Source organism: Cellulosilyticum ruminicola JCM 14822 (genome assembly GCF_001311925.1).
In the GTDB taxonomy this organism is placed as follows: Bacteria; Bacillota; Clostridia; order Lachnospirales; family Cellulosilyticaceae; genus Cellulosilyticum; species Cellulosilyticum ruminicola.
In genome coordinates, this window is sequence record NZ_BBCG01000014.1 from 1 (window position 1) to 21,419 (window position 21,419).

Genomic DNA, 21,419 nt, shown 5'->3' on the forward strand with positions numbered 1-21,419 from the left:
GTTTTGTTGTTTCTTGGTTTTGTTTGTTTCGTGGTTTTGTTTGTTTCTGGTTTTGTTGTTTCTGGTTTTGTTGTTTTTGGTTTTGTTGTTTTTGGTTTTGTTGTTTTTGGTTTTGTTGTTTTTGGTTTTGTTGTTTTTGGTTTTGTTGTTTTTGAATTACTTGGCTTTGTAACATTACAGCTTGATGATGTTGTTGTCCAAGTCATTTTAATTCCTCTTGCTTTTTGAGTAGTTCCTCTTGCTTGTGCTGTTCCTGTAGATACATTTTCTGCTGGAATTGCTACTGATTCATTGTTTGCATTGACTTCTTCTGCTGTACTTTCTGTAGCTGCTTCTTGTGCATATAAATAATTTGGCACAGTTGAAGTTATTATTAATCCTGTTGCTACGAGTAACAGCGCTGATTTTGATAATATCTTATTAAATAATTTGTTGTATTTCATTTTCATGTCTCCTCTTATCGTTAGTCTCAATTTGGATTCATTACTCACATGATTTTATGTGTTGTGTTTTGTAATAATTATGTAATAAATCTGTAACACCTATTATACACTCTTTATTTATATAATCAACCTTTTTACGCCTTCCATTTTATGTAAGCTTCATCTTTTATTCTTTTTTACTTGTATTTTCGTGCTTTCTGAAGCTACTCAAGCCCTTGACTCAAACATTTGTTCGAATCTATAATATATCATATATTCAAAAGTATTATTTCAAGATATTAAATAATACTTTTTTCAAATGAATGTTTACATATATAGGAGTGAATTTAAGTGAATCGTATTATTTTACATTGTGATCTCAATAACTTCTTTGCTTCCGTAGAATGTCTTTTAAATCCTGATTTAAAGCATATCCCTATGGTTGTAGGCGGCAGTGAGGCCCAAAGACATGGTGTAGTTTTGGCAAAAAATGAATTAGCTAAAAAGTATGGCATCATCACTGGTGAATCTTTATGGTCCGCAAGACAAAAATGTCCTGAACTTGTAACAGCTTCACCTCATCATGATATTTATGTCCACTATTCTAAACTTGCTAGAGAAGTTTATAGCCGCTTTACTGATTTAGTTGAGCCATTTGGTATAGATGAATGTTGGCTTGATATTACTGGCAGCACCCCTCTATTTGGTAATGCCTTACAAATTGCTGAAACAATACGCCAAACTATTAAAAAAGAATTGGGACTTACCATCTCTATTGGTATAAGTTTTAACAAAGTCTTCGCTAAACTAGGTAGTGATTTCCAAAAACCAGATGCAATTACCTCCATTCCACCACAAGATTTTAAAAAAATTATATGGCCTCTTCCTGTGTCTGACATTTTAGGGGCTGGTAAAGCTACTACTAAGAAGTTAACACTCTATAGTATACGTACTATTGGTGACCTTGCACAGGCTAATCCCCAATTTCTTAAACAAATTTTAGGTGAAAATGGCTTACAACTATGGCAATATGCTAATGGTTTAGATACTTCTCCTGTGCATAATTTAAATAGTAAAGAACCCATCAAAAGCATTGGTAATAGCACGACTTTAGCACATGATCTTACTTCTTTAAATGAAGTTCGACATTTTTTCATGAAACTTTCTGAAAAAGTTAGTACAAGACTTCGTCATCAAGAACTCCTTACACGTACCGTTCAAATATGGGTAAAGGATGCTAACTTCAATGCCAAGCAGTATCAAAAGCCTCTTCCTTTTCCAAGCTGCCTAGCAAAAGATATAAATGCCATAAGCATGGAACTTTTTGAAGCCCATTGTAATTTTAAAACACCTATACGGGCCTTAGGTATTCGTGCCCTTAATCTAAAGGATCAACATGAACCTGAACAAATGAGTTTATTTGAACTTAATAGCAATAACCATAAAATCGTAGAACTTGAAAATTCTCTGGACCTACTAAAATCTAAATATGGCACGAATATTATAAAAAAAGGATTCTAATATTATATTCTATAGACACTAAAAGAATAAGGTGACGCAAAATAATATTTTTTATGCCACCTTATTATACATGCTAAAACTGCAAATAAATCAGATACTAAATTTCTTTTCAAATTAATTAAGTTTATAGTTCGAATTACTGACTTACATACGTCACCACAATATCATCTTCTAATATGGTTGTACTGCCTCTTGAAATAATATTTTCATCGCCCCTTTTAATTAATGCAATTAGTACATCATCTGCCAGCTTTAACTTCTCTATACATTTTCCACACCACTTATGCTGCTTATTAATATAACTTTCTTTAAGCTTAATTTCTCCTTTTAAATCATACTCTGATACACTTAATACGATACTATCATTTGCCTTAATAATCGCATCTCCATTAGGAACAATATTTTCTTCCTTCCGCCTAATCATAATAGCTAATGAATTTGTAGAAATGCCTGCCTTTTCTATTGTTTTATTTACCCAACTATGCCCTTCTTTAATAGCTATACGAATCAATGTAATCGGCGATTTTTCTTGCCAACATAGATAACAAAGACCCTTATACTGCTACAGAAATGAGTGAAATCATAAATACATAATTACCTATAACTAAAGCTATAATAAATATAGTCTCAATGTCTTCTGTTATAAGCTTTAACTTCTTAAGAATAAATCGGCTTATAGCAGCTATTCCTATACCAACTAATATTCCATATACTATTTCAGCAAATACCATATAAACGATACTTCCTATATGTGTTTTCCCTTCCATTATAATAAGTACAATCATAGTTAACATATAAAACACGGTATCATTACTACCACTTTCAAGTTCCAATAAAGATGCTGTCTTATATTTCAAACTCAATTTCTTAGACTCTACTGTCACCGTACCTTTCTAAGTTTCTATTTTATATATAATGTATCTATACTCGTATCAAATTACTATATCTACTAAAATGCTTTATTTAAACTTTATTTACATTCTTATACATTGGTTTATAGCTGTATTATTGCTATACTAAAGTTTAATCACATTATAATTGTATAAGGAAGGATTTATTATGCACACAAAACTTTTTAAAGTCTTTATTAACCTCTTAATTTTCACCATGTGTATTTTTCTTACAGGCTGTCACAACTCCCCTGTAACTAATTCTACGTCAAACATAAACTTAAGTGAAACAGACCTTGTAGCCGGGTATTTATCTGCTATTGACCTTGTTTTTAATACATCACCCGAAATGAATCAAGATATTAAGTATTTGGCTATTGACACAAAAGCCCTTACTAATCTTAATCAAGAAGATTGCATTAAACTTCTTGAGGAATTAAAAACCTATCATTTTGAAATAATAGATGCTTCTTTTGAAGATTTACAAAATCAAGGCTACATAAATGATGCCGTCTTTGAAAATGGGCTTTTCTTAAAAATAGAGGATACACCATTTTCAAATAATCAAATTCAAATCATGCCAAGTAAATGGCATTCTACTACTTATGCTGCCGGCCTTAGTAAAGTTATCCTTACTTTAAATGATGAGCAAAACTGGAATATTTCAGATGTGGGCATTCCTTGGAAACAATAGTCTTTTACTTAAATACAAAATTATAACTTATAATTTGTATTTCTTATCATTTACATACAAAAAGGATCATGAATCTCTTCCCAATGTCATTAAGTTAACATTGTATTAGAAACGCACTCTTTAGAAAAAAAGTTGAAGATTCATTTCTTCAACTTCTTTTTCTATTTTTAGGCACTAGAAATAGAAAAATTTGCATCTGTCTCAAAATTTCTATTCAATTATAAAAATTTTATGCTACCCTATAAAGGAAGCTATGAAAAATCTTAATAGTTAAGATCGTATATTTCAAATCTTTAAAAAATATTTCAATCCCCCAACGAGAAACATACAGTTTTTTCACTTTATCAGAAGGCTATTCCTCGCTGTTTAGATTTGTAACTATGGTTTCATAATATCAAAACAGTCTGTTTTGGATAGATCCAGTCCATTTTTTATACTATTAATCCCATCTTTAACTCGAATAAGAAAGAACCATCCTTTCTCTTGAATGTGAGCCATACTGTTGAAAGATTCATAACCTCTATCAGTAATAATGAGAGCTTTAGGCATTGCAGAACAATCGACCATTTCTTGTAAAACATTATATTCATTTTTTTCTTTAGACTTTTGTATTATTACATCATGATAAATAAAATGATTTATATTATACAATGCATTTATATGCAGAAGATTATATGGTTTTCTTCCATCTTTTCCAGAATGAAATGAATTTAGATCATCAGGATTAGTTGGAATATATACATCAGACCCATCAACAACAAGTATAGGCATATCTTCATTTTTTAGACTTGTCAATATTTTTTTCAAAAAAGATCCCTATACCATTTGATTAGTATAGAAATTTTTTTGTCATCTTAACTTAATGACATTGAATCTCTTCCTCATGCTCCTTTTTATCATATATATTTTATTATATATCTATAATTATTTTGCTACATTACCAGCTACATTTAATGCATCCCATGTACGTGCAAATGGTGGTGCATAACATAAATCAAGCATACCTAATTGCTTTGTAGTCATTTTAGCATAAATAGCAGCTGCAATAACATTCGTTCTTTGTACAGCATCTTTTTTCCCTACAACTTGACCACCTAAAATTACTTTTGTCGCACTATCATAAATTAATTTAATAGCAATAGATTCTTGTCCTGGATAATAGTCTGTTTGGTTTTTATCTACAATGTAAACAGTTTTATAATCTAAATTCATACGTTTAGCTTCTTCTTCTGAAAGCCCTGTTCTTCCCGCTTCAATATCCATTACTTTAATACAACTTGAACCAAGTGTCCCTTCAAAACTCATTGTATTACCGCCTAAATTTTCACCTACAATACGCCCTAATTTATTAGCACTTGTTGCAAGTGGGATATAGGCTGGTGTTTCTTTTAAGAGATGTGGTACTGTAGCACAATCTCCTGCTGCATAAATATTAGCAATTGATGTTTTTCCTTCATTGTCTACTACAATAGCCCCATTGCCTAACATTTCAATTCCACTATCTTTTAAGAAAGCTGTATTGGGTCTAACACCTGTTGCTAAGATAACTAGATCAACTTGCACTTCTTCTTTATCCGTTACAATATGTGTTACCACGTTTTCACCTTTTAATGCTACTACCTTTGTACTTTTTTGGAGATTAACGCCATGTGCTCTTAACTCATCTTCTAAATAAGTGGTCATTTCTGCATCAAATACTTCTTTTAATACGCGGTCTTCAAGTTGGAATACTACTACTTCCTTGCCACATTTTTTAGCTGCTTCTACAACTTCAAGCCCAATGAAACCAGCACCTATAATCTACTGTTTGAATGTCTTCTCGTTGAAATTTTTCTTTTAAGATATGACCATCTTGTAATGAACGCATTGTATGCACATTTTCAAGTTCTAAGTTTGTAATCGGCGGAATAATTGCACTTGCCCCTGTTGCAATCATCATTTTATCATAATTATCTTCAAACACTTCATCCGTTACTAAATTTTTCACCTTTACAGTTTGGGCACTTATATCTACTGAAATCACCTCATGTTCAGTTTGTACATTAATACCTGTTTCTCTAAACTTCTCTGGCGTTCTTACCATCATTTGATCTGGATTATCAAAGAATCCACCTACATAGTAAGGAAGTCCACACGCTCCAAATGATACATAATTTTGTTTTTCATATACTGTAATTTCTGCTTTTTCATCTATCTTCTAAGTTTAGCTGCTGCACTCATTCCAGCTGCTATACCACCTACGATAATAAATTTCATTTTAAATCCTCTTTTACTTTTTCTATTTATTATTTTCATATATATGCTTTATTACTCATTATATATATATATACTTGTATTACCAATAATTCTACAAAAGTTTTACCTTAGTTTACGAATAATTGACATATGTCTACTTGGTATATTAAATGATATTTTCTTCCATGTCTATGCTTTAAAAAGATTTCTATTCTATTAGATGCAAAAAAAGAGTATGGTAAAATAATTTTATTTCACTATACTCCTTTTTCTTTATATCAATTTACTAGTAGGTCAAAGAATTAGTTAGAAAAATCTGCCCCTAAATTACGGTTTGCAAACTGGCTATCTGATTTAATTTTGAATACATTTCCTATATTAATAGAACCATCTGCATTACGCCATAATTTATGAATATCCTCATGAGATGAAGGTGTACTAAGTGTTACAAAATCATTTGCTGTTACACCTGATGTCATTTGTTGCCCTCTTAGTGCAGAATTATTCACATCTACTTCTTGACGTTCTGCAATATTGTACCATTTACCGCCATTGGTAAAGACGCAGTTTTCAGCTTCTCCTTTGTATTTATCACTACCTACTTTACCTGTACTAAATGAAATACAGTTTTCTAAAATATTATATGAATTCGTTTTATCTCTAGCAAAATCAATATTACTCTTAATGCCACTATCTAAAGCATTATTAATACTTGTACAATTCCTTACAGTAATTGTCCCTGGGTTACTATTGTCTGTGAACCCATGATTTTTATTTTCAAAAGCAATACAATTTTCAACTACATGTGAAACTGCAATCTTAGAACCACCTAATTTAAATCCATTACCATCACTATTTTTAGTAAATGTACCATCTGTTGTAGCCCCATTTCTAAAGGCAATACAATTTCTAATTGTAATTGGTCCAATTGGCCCTGTAGCTGGTTTAGCAAATAAATCCCATCCATCATCTACATTGTTATATGAAATACAACCATCAAACACATTACCATTACCACATGTTAATTTAGCTGCAAAACCATCTGCATTTTCTCCTGTAGCTGGGTCACTATTGTTATAAGATGTACAGTTTAAAATAAGGTTATCTGATGGCCAATCAGCAAAATTTATTACACTAGAACCTCTTCTGCCGATTTGAATACCAGTATCACGATTTCCTTTTGCAATGCAAAGTTCTACTACATTGTGTTTACCAGCAATATAAAAGCCATTATCAGCTGCTCCTTGAATAGTAATTCCTTTAATATGCCAATAGTCACCATTTACTTGAAGCCCACGTTCATTAAGAGAAGTATCTTTCATATTATAAGATTGTACTGAGAAATCTAATACCACATCTTCTCCCTCTAGCGCAATTATAGATTTTAATTTACCTTCTTCTCCTTTGTTTGTATAAGGAATGGTAAGCTGACTATCCAAGTAATATGTCCCACCTTTTAAATAAATAGTGCCACCAGCCTTTACACTTTCAATGGCTTTTCTAAGTGACATTGGTGCATTTATTGTACCCGCTCCATTGTCATCAGCATTTGGTGCTACATAGATTGTTGTTAAATTATTTTCTTGCTCCTTCTTATCTTCTTTTTCTAAAATTGTTAAATTCATAGTCACTATGCCATTATATCCTTCAATAATGCCAATAATTGTTTGTGTTCCCAATATATTTTTGATTCCTTGCCATGCTACATTAACTGTTTTTATTGTGCCATCACTATATGTAGCTTTTACTGTGCTTGGTAAATCAATATTTTCACCTTGATATACACTGATACTACTTGGATTTTCTACATTTGTAATATAAGCTTCTTCGATTACAGGCTTATCCTCATTTGTATTACTTAGATCATAAATTGTATTCCCACTACCATCTACAATATTAAAATAATCTACTTTTACTGTGGCATCACATGCCGCAATACCAACATTTAATTGATTTCCTGCAAGAGCTACTGTATTATTTTTACTCTCATCAGTTGTAAATACTTTAACTGGATTTCCTTTAAAGTCTAACGTATCTGATACATATACACTAAAAGTTAAACCTTGTTTTACAATACGTACAAAATCTCCTACTTTTGAGCCACTTAAACTACCACTATTACGTTCTGGAAGTCTAACTTCATAAGCTCCCTGTCCACTACTTTTGAGTCCTGCTGAAATATGTGCATCTGTAATGTCTAAGCCATTGCGTACCATTAAATAAGCTCTTGTATTTGAAGTTACATTTTCCAAACTTGCAATCTTCATTGTCGCTGTAAAGTCACCACTTACTGGTACATAAGAAAAGCTAATATTATCATCTGCTGATTGCATTTTCCCCCCATTTGCCTTAATAATAAGTGTATTATTATTTATACTGTCTTCTCCCACTATCGCTTTAGACCCTACAATATTTGCTTCTTCTAATGTTCCTGTGCTTGCAACTACTACATTGCTAAATCCTAATGTGCTTGATACGATAACTGCTAATCCTACTAATTTAGCAAAAAATCTTTTACTTTTCATCTAAAACACACCCCTTGATTTCTTAAATCTTATTTATAAATTAATTATATATTTACCTGCTATTTTTTCAATCTACCAGTCTATAATGTCACTTTTTTTGTGGTATCATGTCATTTCCTCTAGAATTATATCATATTTTTCTAAAATATTTTATTATTTATCATTAATTTTACTTTTTTCCCATCTTATTATTGAGTGAACTTCATTTTGCCTTCTAATTTTAAGTAACATGACAATTATTAACATTTACTTTATATAAATAATATTTTATTCTAAAGAAATAGAAATTAGGGAGGTTTTAATGATGATTCAATTTGAAAAAGCTCCACCTTTGGGGTGGTATAGTGGTTTCCGTCAAGAACCCATTACCGAAACAAGTTTACTCATTACTGCAAATTATATTTCCGAATGTCTTACGGCCTTTGGATATGAATATATTATTATAGATGATAGCTGGTATGCTGGTGCCGAAAGTGATGTACATGGTTTTTATATTCCTACGCCACAGCAGTTTACCTCTGCTACAAACAATGCTGGATTTAAGCCATTAGGAGAACACCTTCATAATCTAAATCTTAAGTTTGGACTACAAATTTCTCCTTATATTCCACGCAGCAGTATTATCAAAGATGTTCTTTTGCCTGATGGCAAAACTCATATCAGCGATATTGCTACTGCACATGGCGATCAATATGTTATTGACTTTAATAAATTTGGTGCCATTAATTATTACATATATCTTTTTAAACTTTATGCAAATTGGGGCGTTGACCTAATTTATATCGATATGACTGAATTCGATTATGAAGACTTACCTGATTTAAACGAAGCACTTAAAAGCTGTGATAGACAAATGCTGCTTTATGTGGCCTCACCAATTATGCCTTATCAAGAATTAGACTATATTACACAATACGCTAACCTTTGGCCTATTAGTGATACCTTTCTTAATGGCTGGCCAGATATTATGAAAGCTTTTAAACTTTGTAAAATTTGGAATCCTGCTGTTGGCGTTGATAGTTGGCCTATACTTCCTTTTATAGCTAGTGAGCTAGATAAGCACCTCACTAAAAATGAAATCATGAGTCTATTAAGCTTATGTGCTATTTTTAGATCACCTATTATATTAGATGGAGATTTCAAAAAACTCTCAGAAGAAGTACAATCTCTACTTACAAATACAGATGTCTTTTCTTTACTAAAACATTCTCATGCAGCTTATGAACTCTATCGCACAGATGAATATATTACTTGGACTACACAAGCTAGTGATGGTTCTCGTTACCTAGCTATTTTCAATACAACAGATACTAATTTTATAATTAACACAAATCTAAATCTATCTAATACATATATCCTTTATGATTTATGGACACATGATACTTTAAAGGAAGTCAAAGATAGTTTTTCATTAGATGTACCTGCTCATGGTGTAAGATTAGTTAAATTACTTTCAAATTATTAAAAAAGAAGTTACTGCAAAATAAAATTTTACAGTAACTTCTTTTTTATTCAGCTCTTTGAAATACATCGACAAGCTTTTGTAACTCTATATTTAATACTTCAGGATTGATTTCTTCTAATGCCTTGGTTATTTCACCTATTATATTTTCATGGAAAATCTCATGAAAATTATAAACCTCTACTCCTCTTGGCGTTAAATTAATAAATATTCTTCTGCGATCTGCCTTATCAAATTTTCTTTCTATATATCCTTTTTGTACAATACGATTTACACTAGTAGTTAAACTGCCCATCGTTATCTTTAATTTACTAGCTACTTCCTTCATTGTTTTAGGTTCTATTCCCACTGCTTCTATAACATGGATCTCTGTAAATGTTAATTCATTGTAAGGGCTATTGACTAAGGCATCTTTTTCTGCTTCTATAATATAATTATGCATATAAACCAGTGCATTATTAATTTCCTTTATTTTATCTAGCATTTTCTACACCCTTTACTCTATTAACTTTCTTTGTCTAATACTTTTAGCTATTTATATACTACCCTATTACAAAGGTTAATTCTACCTCACAAGCTTTTTTGCCATTTACGGTAGCAATTCCTTTGCCTACACCTATAGGGCCTTTTTGCTTTATAATTGAGCATTCTAATTCTAATACATCTCCTGGTACAACCTTATTTCTAAATTTAGCTTCTTTAATTCCACCAAAATAAGCTATTTTTCCTTTATTAGATTCTTGAGATAAAATTGCAATAGCCCCTACTTGTGCCAATGCCTCTACAATTAAAACGCCTGGCATAACAGGTTCTCCTGGAAAGTGTCCTTGGAAAAATGGTTCATTCATTGTTACATTTTTATATCCTCTAGCCCCAGTGCCTTCTTCCATAATTTCTGCACGGTCTACAAGTAAAAAAGGATATCTATGAGGAATAATTTCCATAATTTCTTTTGTACTTAACATATTTAACCTCTCCATTTCTTCATAACAATTGTACCATTATGTCCGCCAAATCCTAATGAATTACTCATTGCATATTCAACTTTCATGCTTCTACCCTCATTTGGTACATAATCGAGATCGCATTCTTCATCTGGCACCTTATAACCTATAGTTGCTGGCACAAAATCATCTTGTAATGCTTTCGCAATAACAATGGCTTCTATACCGCCTGCAGCACCTAATAAATGTCCTGTCATAGATTTAGTTGAACTGATTGCAACTTTTGTATCTTCACCTAATACCTTCTTAATTGCAATTGTTTCAGATAAATCATTGTAATGTGTACTGGTACCATGCGCATTAATATAATCTATTTGATTTGGTGTAATATTAGCTTCTTCGATTGCCTCACGCATAGCTCTAGCAGCACCATCGCCATCTAAAGATGGTGATGTAATATGATAAGCATCTCCTGTAGCACCATATCCTACAATCTCAGCAATAATATTGGCACCTCTAGCCATAGCATTCTCTAATGTTTCTAATATAAGTATCCCTGCACCTTCCCCTAGGATAAAGCCATTTCTCTCTTTATCAAACGGAATAGATGCACGCATTGGATCTTTTGATTTACTAAGTGCAGTAAGTCCATTGAATCCTGCAATTGCTATATGAGTAATACAAGATTCTGAACCACCTGCTATAATCATATCACTATATCCATGTTTTAAGTTTCTATAAGCTTCTCCAATACTATGTGTTCCAGATGCGCAAGCTGTAACAATAGCAGTACATACACCCTTTGCCCCTGTATAAATTGCTACATTTCCTGCTGCCATATTAGCAATAGTCATTGGAATATATAAAGGTGATACACGTTTACCACCCTTTTCTTTTAATTTAATTGATTCCTCAAATGTTCCTTGCAAACTTCCTATGCCACTACCAATGATGACACCTACTCTTGTGGTATCCATTTTTTCCATATCTACATTGGCATCTTTTAATGCTTCTTTAGCTGCATAAATAGCATATTGACTGAATTTAGCAAGTCTCTTTTGTTCCTTACGATTCATATATCTTTCAGCTTCAAACTCTTTTACTATACCTGCCACATGAATATTTAATCCTTCTACTTTTTGCTCTTCACTTAATAAAGAAATACCACATACGCCTTCTTTAATGTTATTCCAAAATGTTTCTACCTCATTTCCTAACGGTGAAACTAGTCCCATTCCTGTAACAACCACTCTATGTTCCATATCTTTCTTGTATGATGTATTTAGAAGCAAATACATCTACTTTTCCTTTCTTTTGATTTGTGATTATAATACATTCAGATGCTGTGGACTTTAGATTATTTTTCTGTAGTTCAACTACTTAAAGGAGTGTATTGCCACAACTTTATCTGAATCATTTATAGCTGGATGTGTCTAAGCTATTTTATTGCCTATAAGTACTTATCTCAATCAAGTTTATGATGATAAATGTCTGTGAATTGTCACAGTATCAACACTTATGAATGAAGACATTCCTATGATTTATGTTGGCATTGATATTGCCAAACTTAATCATTTCGCCTCAGCTCTATCTTCTGATGGTGAAATAATACTTCAACCGTTTAAATTTACAAATGACTATAATGGCTTCCAAAAGCTGATTTCCAAATTCAATTCTTTTGAGAAAAACAGCCTCATTATAGTTCTTGAATCAACGGCTCATTACGGCAACAACCTTGGTAAACTAGTCCTATTATTTATAAAATGCTAACCGATAATATATCATTTAATCTAGAATAATATTTTTACAATAGTATTACTTTTAATAACTTTATTAAAGTTATCCATTTTTAGGTAAAATTAAATATAAAAATCTTAGCTAATTTTTTACTTGACTTTTCATAGCTGGTCTCCTTTCGAGGCTACATTGCCATTCCACCATCTACACGAATTACTTCCCCTGTTACATAACTTGCAAGGTCACTTGCTAAAAATGTTGCAACTTTAGCAATTTCTTCTGGATTACCTAAACGTTTTAATGGAATTTGTTTATTCATTTCTTCTTTAACACTTTCTTTAAGTACTTTTGTCATATCTGTTTGGATAAATCCTGGTGCTATGGCATTTACACGGATGTTTCTTGAACCATATTCTTTAGCGATTGTTTTTGTGAAACCAATAATACCAGCTTTAGATGCTGAGTAGTTGCATTGTCCTACATTTCCACTAAGACCTACAATTGAAGAAATGTTAATAATCTTACCGCCTGTCTTAAGCATAGCTTTTACAGCAAATTTAGTACAGTTAAATACACCTTTTAAATTAACATTAATAACTGCATCAAATTCTGCTTCTGTCATTCTTGTAAGTAACATATCTTTTGTAATACCTGCATTATTTACTAAAATATCTATTTTTCCATATGTACTAACAGTTGTTTTAATAAGTTCTTCTGCTTCTTTAAAATTGGTTACATCAGCACATACTGCCATAGCTTCTCCGCCTTCACTACGGATAGTTTCGACTACAGATTCGGCTGCTTCTTTTTCGAAATCTCCTGGATAATTAACAACGATTTTTGCACCTTGTTTGTAATACATTAAAGCGATTTCTTTTCCAATTCCCCTTGCACTACCTGTGATAATAGCTACCTGATTTTTTAACATTATTCTTCTCCTAACGCTTCCATAGTTTTTTCAAAAGATGCCATATCCTCAATATTAAAAATACGTACATCCTTATTAATTTTCTTTACTAATTTGCTTAGAACACATTTAGGCCCAACTTCTACAAATGTATCAAATCCTTGATCTATTAGACTTAAAATACTTTCTCTAAATCTTACACCGTTTGTAATTTGAAGTGGAATGTTTTGAAGAACTTCTTTTTCATTCATTTCTTTTGCTGTAACATTGCTAATAATAGGCATTTTGGCTTGTTTAAAAGTTAATTTCACTGCTTCTTTATAAAGTCTCTCAGATGCCTTTTGCATGAGTAGACTATGAAATGCTCCACTTACTTTAAGTGCCACAACTCTTCTTGCCCCCGCTTCTTTAAAATAAGGCTCTGCTACTTCTAACGCTTTACTTGTTCCTGCTACAGTTACCTGACCTGGGCAATTATCATTGGCTACACCAATTACTTCTCCCACTTCTTCTCTTACCTTATCACAAATTTCTTTTACAGTATCAATATCCAGCATAGTAACAGCTACCATGCCACCTGGATTTTGCACTGCACATTCCTCCATGAAACAACCTCTTTTTTCTACTAGTTTTAAGGTCTCTTCAAACGTTAAAACGCCACTTGCTGCTATGGCATCATATTCTCCAAGGCTAAATCCTAATACAGCTTGTACATCAATTCCCTTAGTTGTAAAAGCTTTAAAGGCCCCATAGTTTGTTGTGAATAATGCAAGTTGCGTGTAGCGTGTTTGATTAATAACATCCTCTTTATCCTCAAAACACACTTCTTTTAAATCCCAATCAACTAATTTGTTTGCCTTATCAAATATAGCTTTTACTTCTTCAAAGTGATCGTACAATTCTTTACCCATTCCTACATATTGAGCGCCTTGACCAGGAAATAATAGCGCTAATTTCATTTTTCTCACCCTCTACTCTGTTCTTGTCTTTACTCACAAATGGCACTATAGGTGCTATTTTTATATTTTGTCTGCTATACTTTATGGTTATAAAAAGAGGTAGCAAATTTAACTTTTTACTTGCCACCCCTTTCAGCTATTTACTGTTTACTTGTTATATATTCAATTGCATCTTTTACTGTTTCAATTTTTTCTAAATCTTCATTTTCGATTGTTACATCAAATTCTTCTTCGATTCCCATAACAACTTCAAATAGGTCAAGTGAATCTGCTCCTAAATCTCCACGAAAACTTGCTTCCATTGTGACTTCACTTGCTTCAACACCTAACTTATCCACAATAATATCTTGTAATTTTTCAAACATTTCTTTGCCTCCAGTATATTATTTTTAACACTTTGTTATTCAAAGTATACCGTTGCAGGAATTAATTGTCAATATTTTTGTTAGATTTTTTATTTTATATACAAAATTTTTTATTTCCTTATCTTTCTTCTTACTTTTTTCTATTTTCCCTTGTATATCAGTTAATTTACTTTTATAATACATATGCTAGAACATACGTTCGCAACACAGATTATAATTTGAAAGGAGTAGACTCTATGGATCTTAATGAAAAATTAAAAATCTTGTCAGATGCAGCAAAATATGATGTTTCCTGTTCGTCTTCTGGTTCTACAAGAAAAGGGCAAAAAGGAAATCTAGGTGCAGCTGCTACTAGCGGAATTTGTCATAGTTTCACGCCAGATGGCAGATGTATTTCTCTCCTTAAAATCCTACTGACCAATTATTGTATTTATGATTGTGCTTATTGTATTAATAGACGTTCTAATGATGTTCAAAGGGCATCATTTACACCTCAAGAAATTATTAATTTAACAATCAATTTTTATAGACGCAATTATATTGAAGGATTATTTTTAAGTTCAGCTATTATTAAGAATTCTAATCATACAATGGAAATGCTTTTACAAGTTGCCAAAAAATTACGACTTGAAGAAGGTTTTAATGGCTATATTCATATGAAAGCCATTCCTGGTGCTAGCGAAGAACTCATTCATGAAGCCGGCCTTTATGTAGATAGAATGAGTGTAAATATTGAACTTCCTTCAGAAAACTCTCTTAAACTTCTGGCACCAGATAAAGATAAAAACGCCATTTTAGCCCCTATGCGTAGTATTGGATCTCAAATTATATCTGCTAAAGAAGCTCGTAAAACCTTCAAAAAAGCCCCTCTTTTCGTTCCTGGAGGTCAAAGTACACAACTTATTATTGGGGCCACTCCAGAAACTGATCTTAAAATCTTAAACTTAAGCGAAAATCTTTATAACAAATATAATTTAAAACGTGTTTATTATTCTGCTTATACACCAGTTAATACAGATAGTAATTTACCAGAACTTAAGACACCACCTACCTTAAGAGAACATAGACTTTATCAAGGTGACTGGCTTCTTCGCTTTTATGGTTTTAAAGCTCATGAGCTTCTAAGTGAAGAAAAACCACAATTTGATATTCATCTAGATCCTAAATGTAATTGGGCACTGAATAACTTGCATCTCTTTCCTGTTGAAATTAATAAAGCTCCTTATGAGATGTTATTAAGAGTTCCAGGCATCGGTATTCGTAGTGCTAAAAAAATTGTCATAAGCAGGCGTATTGCCCCACTTAATTACGATGATTTGAAAAAACTAGGTATAGTGCTTAAAAGAGCTCAATTCTTTATCACCTGCAATACCAAATATTACGGCAGCACAGATATTGACGATATACAAATCCGCCGTAAGTTAGTGCCTCAGTTCGAATTTGAAGAAAATATACCCTATGAACAATTAAGTTTATTTACATTATCATCTACGACTCATAATACTAGTCTGCTACTAAACAGTACATCTGCTGTTAAGCCATTATTACTTCAAGACAGCCTATCTGCTTTAACAGGAGAATTATAATAGAAAGGATACTTATAATGATAGATTACTTATATGATGGATCTTTTGACGGGCTTTTAACTTGTATTTTTTATGCCTATAACGATAAAGAAGCATCTTCTATATTTCGCGAAGATACTTATCATTCAAATTTATTTACAACCTCAAAAGTTATTTCTACAGAAGAAGATAAGGCTACTAGAGTTTACACAAGTATTCAAAAAAACTTATCTCATAGTACGCTTTCTAATGTTTATTACCTCTATTTAAGTGAATATAATGATGCTGAGACCCTTATATTACATTATCTGCGTCTTTGTTTTAAGTATACAGATAAAATTAATCTAGCTAAAAGTAATGATGTAATTCGTAAAGTTGATCTCTATGCAAAACGTGTAGGGCATGAAGTCCACCGCTTCACTGGATTTGTTCGTTTTAAAGAGCTTGCCCCACTTATGTTTTATGCTCAAATTGAACCTGACCATTTTATATTACCACTTCTTATAAAACATTTTGTGAATCGATTTTCAAATCAGTCATTTATTATTCATGACTTAAAAAGACATGTTGCACTTATTTATAATAAAAAAGATGCTTTTCTCCAAAATTTATCAGAAGAAGAGCATCTTAAACTTATGAAGGCACCTCAATCAGATCCATTTTTAGATCTTTTTAGAACTTATTATAAAGCTGCTACAATTGAAGAGCGTATCAATATTCGAAGACGTAACGCTTTTATTCCAAAACGTTACTTTAAGCATTTAGGTGAATTATAAAATGTTATTTTCACCTAATGCATTTTTTAATATTTCAAGCGCTGCACTATTTGCTTGTTCACCATGGATTGTACCACAAAGGTTTGAAAGAATTTTTGGCTTGATACCTTTATCAAAGAGTTCTAAAGCTGTTGCCATAATGCTTGTATCCGTATTAAGGCCTGCTACATAAACTTCTCTCACTTGATTTTTTTCAAGTAATTTAGCCACATCTACTGTTAAGCTTGTATATGTTGATTTCATAATAACAATGTCTGCTAAGCTTCCTATATTTTCAGCAAGCTTTGCGTGTGGACTTAACATTGTCATATCTTTCATATTAAGTTCTGATTTATGCAATGAGTCTGATTTATTGATAAAACGTGTTGCAATCACTAAATCATAATTAAAGTTGTGCACGTGTTTTTCGATTTCCTTTGGAATTCTTTGTGTAAACTCATTAATATAACCATCTTGTACATCTACTATTAATAATATTTTCATTTTTTACTCCTCTTACTTTCTTACATTTAATTCTTCCATACTGCTTCTGGAATAAATCCAAATAATACCGGTGCTGATGAACCATTTGGCAACATATATAATATTTCACTATTAGTATTTCCTTTGGTCATTCCAACAAGTGCTGCTACCTTTTGATTATTCAATATATCTTCACCTGGTACATTAAATACTTTATTATTATTCCATTTAAGTGCGCCTAAATAACTTCCACCTCTAGCATTTAATATAATCCCTATATTTTTATCACTTTTGACTTTAATGCTTATTGGCAATCCATAGTTTCCTTTATTCCTTACTTCCTGCCCTGTTAAAGCATCTTTTCCTTTAAGCCATTCTTCGCTTTCTCGTCCTATAACAAGTTTTGCAGATTGTGTTAAGGCATTAATATCTACTACATATTCCCTTTTAATAACATCAAAAGTACCTCTTATATGGATTCCATCAGCTGGCATTACTGCTAACTTAGCTATATTACCAATTTCAGATGCATAGTCCATAGCTACTACAGATAAACTAACTTTTCCTTCTGAATAAAGATCTAATAAGCCCGTTATCGTTTCATTAGGTTTCCATACGCCATTTAAACTACTGTTATAAATGCAAATTTGCTCCCCTTTTTTAACTATGTACTCTTTTGATTTCTTTCCTTTGAAATATGTGCTTACTGCTAGTTGCCCACTGCTTAGTATATGAGGACTTGGTCCTATAATTGCTTCATTACTTACAATAAGTTTAATAGGTTCTTCTTCTTTAGTAGTTGCTATAATCATTAACTTCTTATTTTGTGTTGTAGCATTAGTATGATGAATAAGTATCTTTCCTTCTTGCTCTAATGTATCCCTATATAAGATTCCACTACTTGGAATGCTTTCTGGTGAATTGCTCATAATAAGTGAACCATTTACATCTAATACTTCCACATTTACCATGCTAGATAAATCTACAAAATTGTTGTAATCCTTATCGATATACCCATCAATTAAGTCCCCTTGCTTACCTTCATTAAATAGGTAATAACCATTCCTTATTTTTTGATTTTGACCAATTACTACAATGCAAGTGGCTTTATTGGACCAGTTTCCTCTTTCATCTTGTAATTCCACACTTATTTCATACTTCCCTGATCTCTTAAAATACTTGGGTTTCCCTGAAATCAGACTCCCATTGGTTGTTAAATTTTTATAACGCCATCTCTGCCCTTTAACTTCTAAATCATTAGGATTATCTAACGTATATACAAAATCTATTTTTTCACCTTTCGCATAACTTGTCTTAGACGTTTTTAAGCTTGTAATCTTAATAAGCCTTGCTTTTGTAATAGTAAGCTTACGGCTAGTCCATAAACTCCATACATTATTTGAATCTTTTACACGCAAAAAGATTTCATATTGCCCTACATCTAGTTGATTAATAAGCGACTTTAAATGACTACTAGATTTTTTTGCTGGTTAGTTACCACCATCCATTCTCTTTTAGTCACACTTGCACCATTTAGTGCATAACTTGAATCTACCATAATAACCTCTTCGCCTTTTTCATAAGCTAGCTTAGTAAATTCAAATACTGCTACAGGCAAGTTTTCATTCGCTAAAATAATATTATACAAAGCAAAAAATAACAAACACCCTGTCATTATTCTTATGTACTTTTTCATTTTGTCCCCTATCTTTTATATTTTATAGGTATTGATTCTTAGAATATATTATTTTTACTTAACTATTATACACTAAAATATTATTAATCTGTATATTAATTTTATACTTTTACCATAAAATACCACAATCAATTATGATAGGTGTATGCTAGCCTAACACAATTAATTGTGGTATTTAAATTACTTATTTATAATAACGTCTGCGATTAGGCATAAATGCCACACCTACTCCAAATATAAGTATAATACTTACAATTGCTGCCATTATTTTATCTGCCTTTGACAATTTAGAATCTTCTTTGCCTCTTGGAAAACCAAGTCCCATTTTTTCAAATTTTTTCTTCATATCAAATATTGATTGAATAGCATCATCCATACCTAATACTGTGATTTGTGCTTTTTGAGCATCTGTTAATTCTTCTACTGATGCAGCCTCACCTACAATTTCCATAGCCTGCATCATTACATCAAGATCCATATTGAACATCTTGTCTAAATCTTTGTCCTGTTTACCTTCTTTACCTTTATCGCCACCTAGCTCTCCTAGGCCTCCTGCGCCTCCTTGCTGTCCCATTGCCTTTAAGTTCATACTAGTTGCAATGCTGCCATATTCAGTAGAAGGCTGTTCACCTGAAAGTTGTGCCACAATGCTTGTTGTACGATCAATGCCGTATTGTTTTAACTCTTTAAGAGATGCTTTATACTCTTCATAAGTATAAAAAGCAGTAGCATCCTCCTTTACATACTCACCAATTAAAGCATCTATTTTTGAAATAGTCTCTTCATATTTACCACTTGTAACATATGTTTCTACTAACTCTTGTAAATACTCATGATACATTTCTTTATACGCATCTACTTCTAGTAGTTTCGCAATAAGTGGACTATTTTCCATAGTATCTGTAACTGGCTCGTCAATTGGGAAGTTAATAACTCTACTTGAATCTGACATCATAAATCCACCAAAAGCTAAGTTATAATCCCATGGTAAAATTTGAAGTTTACCATCTTCTTCATATAAATAGAAGTTATGTTTCATACTTCCTGCATAACTATCTAAATTTACAAGGAAAGTATTAATTGCGCAATATTTAAGCACTTCTCCTACATCTATAAACTCTTCAAGGTTTGTTCCTTCTTTTAAGTTTTTGATACTCTCAATAACTTTAGCATAATCCTTTTGAGTTGTTTTCTTTAAGATTGTATAATTAAAGATACTTGAATAGCTACTTATTTCATCATCTTTATAAACAAGATTAGCTCCGCCCGATGCCCCCATACCACCTGGGAATTTCATCATATCTTTATTATCAGATTGATCCCTTTGCTGATCTTGTTCTTTATTTAACTCTTGAGTTTTATCTACATTTTCTTTTACACCATCAGTGCTTAATTCTTTCATTACTTCATTATCTTGTGATAGTTTCACACTTGTTTGCTGTAATGAACTACCACCTTTATCTCCTTGTGGCACTTCACCATTTAGCTTATCACCTTGTGTTTTTTCTCTATTTGGCATATCTGGTTTATTTCCCATATCGCCATTTGACTTTCCTTCTGATACAGCGCTCATACCATCTGGCTTTCCTCTTGGGAAACCGCCCATTCCACCTGTTGTTTCTACTTTATAAAGATTCCCATCTAAATCTCCAAAATTACGTTCAACAAAACTTTCTTCTAAACTTTCTACTGCTAAATAAACACCCCAAGATTGTCCATTGATTGTAATATTAGCAAACGCATAACCTGGTGTTGCAACTCCCATTTCTTTATACATGTCATATGCAATATACTCTTTCATATAAGTTGCATCACCAATCATATTATTAAGTACGAATTTTTCAAGTCCATAAATATTTTGTTCTTGATATTCATTTACTTTAATTTTGAAACTATATCGGTCTGTGGTATCATCAGATACAACCATTGACAAAGAAGAATTTCCCTTAGCTCTGATTCCAATGTTTTTATAAGTTTCACCATTCACTGTAAGATCTGCTGGATAGTACTGTTCTGCTAAAGCATTTTCTTTAAGTTCTTCCCATTTACTCTCATCTATTTGAATATTGATTTGTAAAACCTTATCCTTATCAAAGACTTTACTCATATACTCTGGCTGTGTGATTGTACTTTGCTTGTCACTTGTAGGGTTAATCTTGATACCTACTGCAACTATTGCAATTACAAAGGCCATCACAATAGCTGCTAGATGAGGGACATATTTGCTATTAATCAAAATATCACCTTCTTTTCTAAGCT

23 protein-coding genes are annotated in these 21,419 nt (G+C 32.0%); 6 read left to right on the forward strand and 17 right to left on the reverse strand.

The features are described from left to right. Positions 1-443, reverse strand: a 443-nt coding sequence (locus JCM14822_RS06740; protein WP_330377380.1) for a hypothetical protein, incomplete at its 3' end; no start/stop codon positions are given. Between the two features lie 330 nt (positions 444-773). On the opposite strand from JCM14822_RS06740, the gene dinB reads away from it, so the two are divergent. Further along, a complete protein-coding gene (gene dinB / locus JCM14822_RS06745; RefSeq protein ID WP_054740834.1) occupies positions 774-1,943 on the forward strand; it encodes a DNA polymerase IV in 1,170 nt (389 codons plus the stop codon). A 136-nt stretch (positions 1,944-2,079) separates the two neighbouring features. On the opposite strand, the gene JCM14822_RS06750 is transcribed toward dinB, so the two are convergent. Both JCM14822_RS06750 and JCM14822_RS06755 read right to left on the reverse strand, forming a co-directional pair. Beyond that, positions 2,080-2,454 carry a TrkA C-terminal domain-containing protein gene (locus tag JCM14822_RS06750; RefSeq protein ID WP_054740836.1) on the reverse strand — a complete coding sequence of 125 codons (375 nt, stop codon included), beginning with the start codon at positions 2,452-2,454 and terminating at the stop codon, positions 2,080-2,082. 43 nt (positions 2,455-2,497) lie between these two features. After that, positions 2,498-2,827 carry a hypothetical protein gene (locus tag JCM14822_RS06755; RefSeq protein WP_054740839.1) on the reverse strand — a complete coding sequence of 110 codons (330 nt, stop codon included), beginning with the start codon at positions 2,825-2,827 and terminating at the stop codon, positions 2,498-2,500. A gap of 175 nt (positions 2,828-3,002) precedes the next feature. Between JCM14822_RS06755 and JCM14822_RS06760 the strand changes: the two genes are divergently transcribed. After that, positions 3,003-3,527, forward strand: a complete 525-nt coding sequence (locus JCM14822_RS06760) for a hypothetical protein (protein ID WP_054740841.1) — start codon at positions 3,003-3,005, stop codon at positions 3,525-3,527. A 378-nt stretch (positions 3,528-3,905) separates the two neighbouring features. Here the strand turns inward: JCM14822_RS06760 and JCM14822_RS06765 are convergent, their stop codons facing one another. The 4 genes from JCM14822_RS06765 to JCM14822_RS19195 form a co-directional block, all read right to left on the reverse strand. Then, the gene (locus tag JCM14822_RS06765; protein WP_054740843.1) at positions 3,906-4,334 is read right to left on the reverse strand and encodes a transposase; all 429 of its coding nucleotides are present in this window, start codon (positions 4,332-4,334) and stop codon (positions 3,906-3,908) included. A gap of 117 nt (positions 4,335-4,451) precedes the next feature. After that, complete coding sequence (locus JCM14822_RS06770) at positions 4,452-5,327, reverse strand: CoA-disulfide reductase (RefSeq protein WP_330377390.1); 876 nt, start codon at positions 5,325-5,327, stop codon at positions 4,452-4,454. Further along, positions 5,299-5,721, reverse strand: a complete 423-nt coding sequence (locus JCM14822_RS23700) for an FAD-dependent oxidoreductase (RefSeq protein ID WP_330377391.1) — start codon at positions 5,719-5,721, stop codon at positions 5,299-5,301. Before JCM14822_RS23700 ends, JCM14822_RS06770 begins: the two co-directional genes overlap by 29 nt. Positions 5,722-6,064: 343 nt before the next feature. Next, on the reverse strand, positions 6,065-8,287 hold the full coding sequence (locus JCM14822_RS19195) for an Ig-like domain-containing protein (RefSeq protein WP_083461307.1): 2,223 nt from the start codon (positions 8,285-8,287) through the stop codon (positions 6,065-6,067). Between the two features lie 301 nt (positions 8,288-8,588). Here JCM14822_RS19195 and JCM14822_RS06780 point away from each other — a divergent pair, with 301 nt between their 5' ends. Further along, on the forward strand, positions 8,589-9,752 hold the full coding sequence (locus tag JCM14822_RS06780) for an alpha-galactosidase (RefSeq protein WP_054740845.1): 1,164 nt from the start codon (positions 8,589-8,591) through the stop codon (positions 9,750-9,752). Positions 9,753-9,795: 43 nt separating this feature from the next. On the opposite strand, the gene JCM14822_RS06785 is transcribed toward JCM14822_RS06780, so the two are convergent. The 3 genes from JCM14822_RS06785 to fabF are packed head-to-tail and all read right to left on the reverse strand — an operon-like array spanning position 9,796 to position 11,955. After that, positions 9,796-10,233 (reverse strand): MarR family winged helix-turn-helix transcriptional regulator, encoded by a 438-nt coding sequence (locus tag JCM14822_RS06785; protein ID WP_054740847.1) that lies wholly within the window; start codon positions 10,231-10,233, stop codon positions 9,796-9,798. A gap of 58 nt (positions 10,234-10,291) precedes the next feature. Beyond that, positions 10,292-10,714, reverse strand: coding sequence for a 3-hydroxyacyl-ACP dehydratase FabZ (gene fabZ, locus JCM14822_RS06790; RefSeq protein WP_054740848.1), 423 nt, complete (start codon positions 10,712-10,714; stop codon positions 10,292-10,294). Positions 10,715-10,716: 2 nt separating this feature from the next. After that, positions 10,717-11,955, reverse strand: coding sequence for a beta-ketoacyl-ACP synthase II (gene fabF, locus JCM14822_RS06795; RefSeq protein WP_054740972.1), 1,239 nt, complete (start codon positions 11,953-11,955; stop codon positions 10,717-10,719). 274 nt (positions 11,956-12,229) lie between these two features. Between fabF and JCM14822_RS24460 the strand changes: the two genes are divergently transcribed. After that, positions 12,230-12,463, forward strand: coding sequence for an IS110 family transposase (locus tag JCM14822_RS24460; RefSeq protein ID WP_242861435.1), 234 nt, complete (start codon positions 12,230-12,232; stop codon positions 12,461-12,463). Between the two features lie 151 nt (positions 12,464-12,614). Here the strand turns inward: JCM14822_RS24460 and fabG are convergent, their stop codons facing one another. The 3 genes from fabG to acpP all read right to left on the reverse strand — a co-directional run bounded on the left by fabG (position 12,615) and on the right by acpP (position 14,661). Then, the gene (fabG, locus tag JCM14822_RS06805) at positions 12,615-13,358 is read right to left on the reverse strand and encodes a 3-oxoacyl-[acyl-carrier-protein] reductase (RefSeq protein WP_172674784.1); all 744 of its coding nucleotides are present in this window, start codon (positions 13,356-13,358) and stop codon (positions 12,615-12,617) included. Then, positions 13,358-14,296 (reverse strand): ACP S-malonyltransferase, encoded by a 939-nt coding sequence (fabD, locus tag JCM14822_RS06810; protein ID WP_054740853.1) that lies wholly within the window; start codon positions 14,294-14,296, stop codon positions 13,358-13,360. The genes fabG and fabD overlap by 1 nt, the downstream gene beginning before the upstream one ends. A 140-nt stretch (positions 14,297-14,436) precedes the next feature. After that, on the reverse strand, positions 14,437-14,661 hold the full coding sequence (gene acpP, locus JCM14822_RS06815; RefSeq protein ID WP_054740855.1) for an acyl carrier protein: 225 nt from the start codon (positions 14,659-14,661) through the stop codon (positions 14,437-14,439). Positions 14,662-14,897: 236 nt separating this feature from the next. Between acpP and JCM14822_RS06820 the strand changes: the two genes are divergently transcribed. Further along, the gene (locus JCM14822_RS06820) at positions 14,898-16,247 is read left to right on the forward strand and encodes a putative DNA modification/repair radical SAM protein (RefSeq protein WP_054740857.1); all 1,350 of its coding nucleotides are present in this window, start codon (positions 14,898-14,900) and stop codon (positions 16,245-16,247) included. Positions 16,248-16,264: 17 nt separating this feature from the next. Further along, complete coding sequence (locus JCM14822_RS06825) at positions 16,265-17,002, forward strand: TIGR03915 family putative DNA repair protein (protein ID WP_054740859.1); 738 nt, start codon at positions 16,265-16,267, stop codon at positions 17,000-17,002. On the opposite strand, the gene JCM14822_RS06830 is transcribed toward JCM14822_RS06825, so the two are convergent. The 4 genes from JCM14822_RS06830 to JCM14822_RS06845 all read right to left on the reverse strand — a co-directional run bounded on the left by JCM14822_RS06830 (position 16,997) and on the right by JCM14822_RS06845 (position 21,396). Continuing rightward, the gene (locus JCM14822_RS06830; RefSeq protein WP_054740861.1) at positions 16,997-17,485 is read right to left on the reverse strand and encodes an isochorismatase family cysteine hydrolase; all 489 of its coding nucleotides are present in this window, start codon (positions 17,483-17,485) and stop codon (positions 16,997-16,999) included. The two genes, JCM14822_RS06825 and JCM14822_RS06830, sit on opposite strands and share 6 nt — an antisense overlap. Positions 17,486-17,511: 26 nt before the next feature. Continuing rightward, a complete protein-coding gene (locus JCM14822_RS06835; RefSeq protein ID WP_054740863.1) occupies positions 17,512-18,882 on the reverse strand; it encodes a hypothetical protein in 1,371 nt (456 codons plus the stop codon). A 44-nt stretch (positions 18,883-18,926) separates the two neighbouring features. After that, positions 18,927-19,160, reverse strand: coding sequence for a hypothetical protein (locus JCM14822_RS06840; protein WP_054740865.1), 234 nt, complete (start codon positions 19,158-19,160; stop codon positions 18,927-18,929). A gap of 184 nt (positions 19,161-19,344) precedes the next feature. After that, positions 19,345-21,396, reverse strand: coding sequence for a CotH kinase family protein (locus JCM14822_RS06845; RefSeq protein ID WP_054740867.1), 2,052 nt, complete (start codon positions 21,394-21,396; stop codon positions 19,345-19,347). Between the last annotated feature and the right edge of the window lie 23 nt (positions 21,397-21,419).

Coding starts and splice junctions, on each gene's coding strand:
- JCM14822_RS06760 (WP_054740841.1), top strand. CDS start 3,003: ATGCACACAAAACTTTTTAAAGTCTTTATTAACCTCTTAATTTTCACC.
- JCM14822_RS19195 (WP_083461307.1), bottom strand. CDS start 8,287: ATGAAAAGTAAAAGATTTTTTGCTAAATTAGTAGGATTAGCAGTTATC.
- JCM14822_RS06780 (WP_054740845.1), top strand. CDS start 8,589: ATGATGATTCAATTTGAAAAAGCTCCACCTTTGGGGTGGTATAGTGGT.
- JCM14822_RS06785 (WP_054740847.1), bottom strand. CDS start 10,233: ATGCTAGATAAAATAAAGGAAATTAATAATGCACTGGTTTATATGCAT.
- fabZ (WP_054740848.1), bottom strand. CDS start 10,714: ATGTTAAGTACAAAAGAAATTATGGAAATTATTCCTCATAGATATCCT.
- fabF (WP_054740972.1), bottom strand. CDS start 11,955: ATGGAACATAGAGTGGTTGTTACAGGAATGGGACTAGTTTCACCGTTA.
- JCM14822_RS24460 (WP_242861435.1), top strand. CDS start 12,230: ATGATTTATGTTGGCATTGATATTGCCAAACTTAATCATTTCGCCTCA.
- fabG (WP_172674784.1), bottom strand. CDS start 13,358: ATGTTAAAAAATCAGGTAGCTATTATCACAGGTAGTGCAAGGGGAATT.
- fabD (WP_054740853.1), bottom strand. CDS start 14,296: ATGAAATTAGCGCTATTATTTCCTGGTCAAGGCGCTCAATATGTAGGA.
- acpP (WP_054740855.1), bottom strand. CDS start 14,661: ATGTTTGAAAAATTACAAGATATTATTGTGGATAAGTTAGGTGTTGAA.
- JCM14822_RS06820 (WP_054740857.1), top strand. CDS start 14,898: ATGGATCTTAATGAAAAATTAAAAATCTTGTCAGATGCAGCAAAATAT.
- JCM14822_RS06825 (WP_054740859.1), top strand. CDS start 16,265: ATGATAGATTACTTATATGATGGATCTTTTGACGGGCTTTTAACTTGT.
- JCM14822_RS06830 (WP_054740861.1), bottom strand. CDS start 17,485: ATGAAAATATTATTAATAGTAGATGTACAAGATGGTTATATTAATGAG.
- JCM14822_RS06840 (WP_054740865.1), bottom strand. CDS start 19,160: ATGAAAAAGTACATAAGAATAATGACAGGGTGTTTGTTATTTTTTGCT.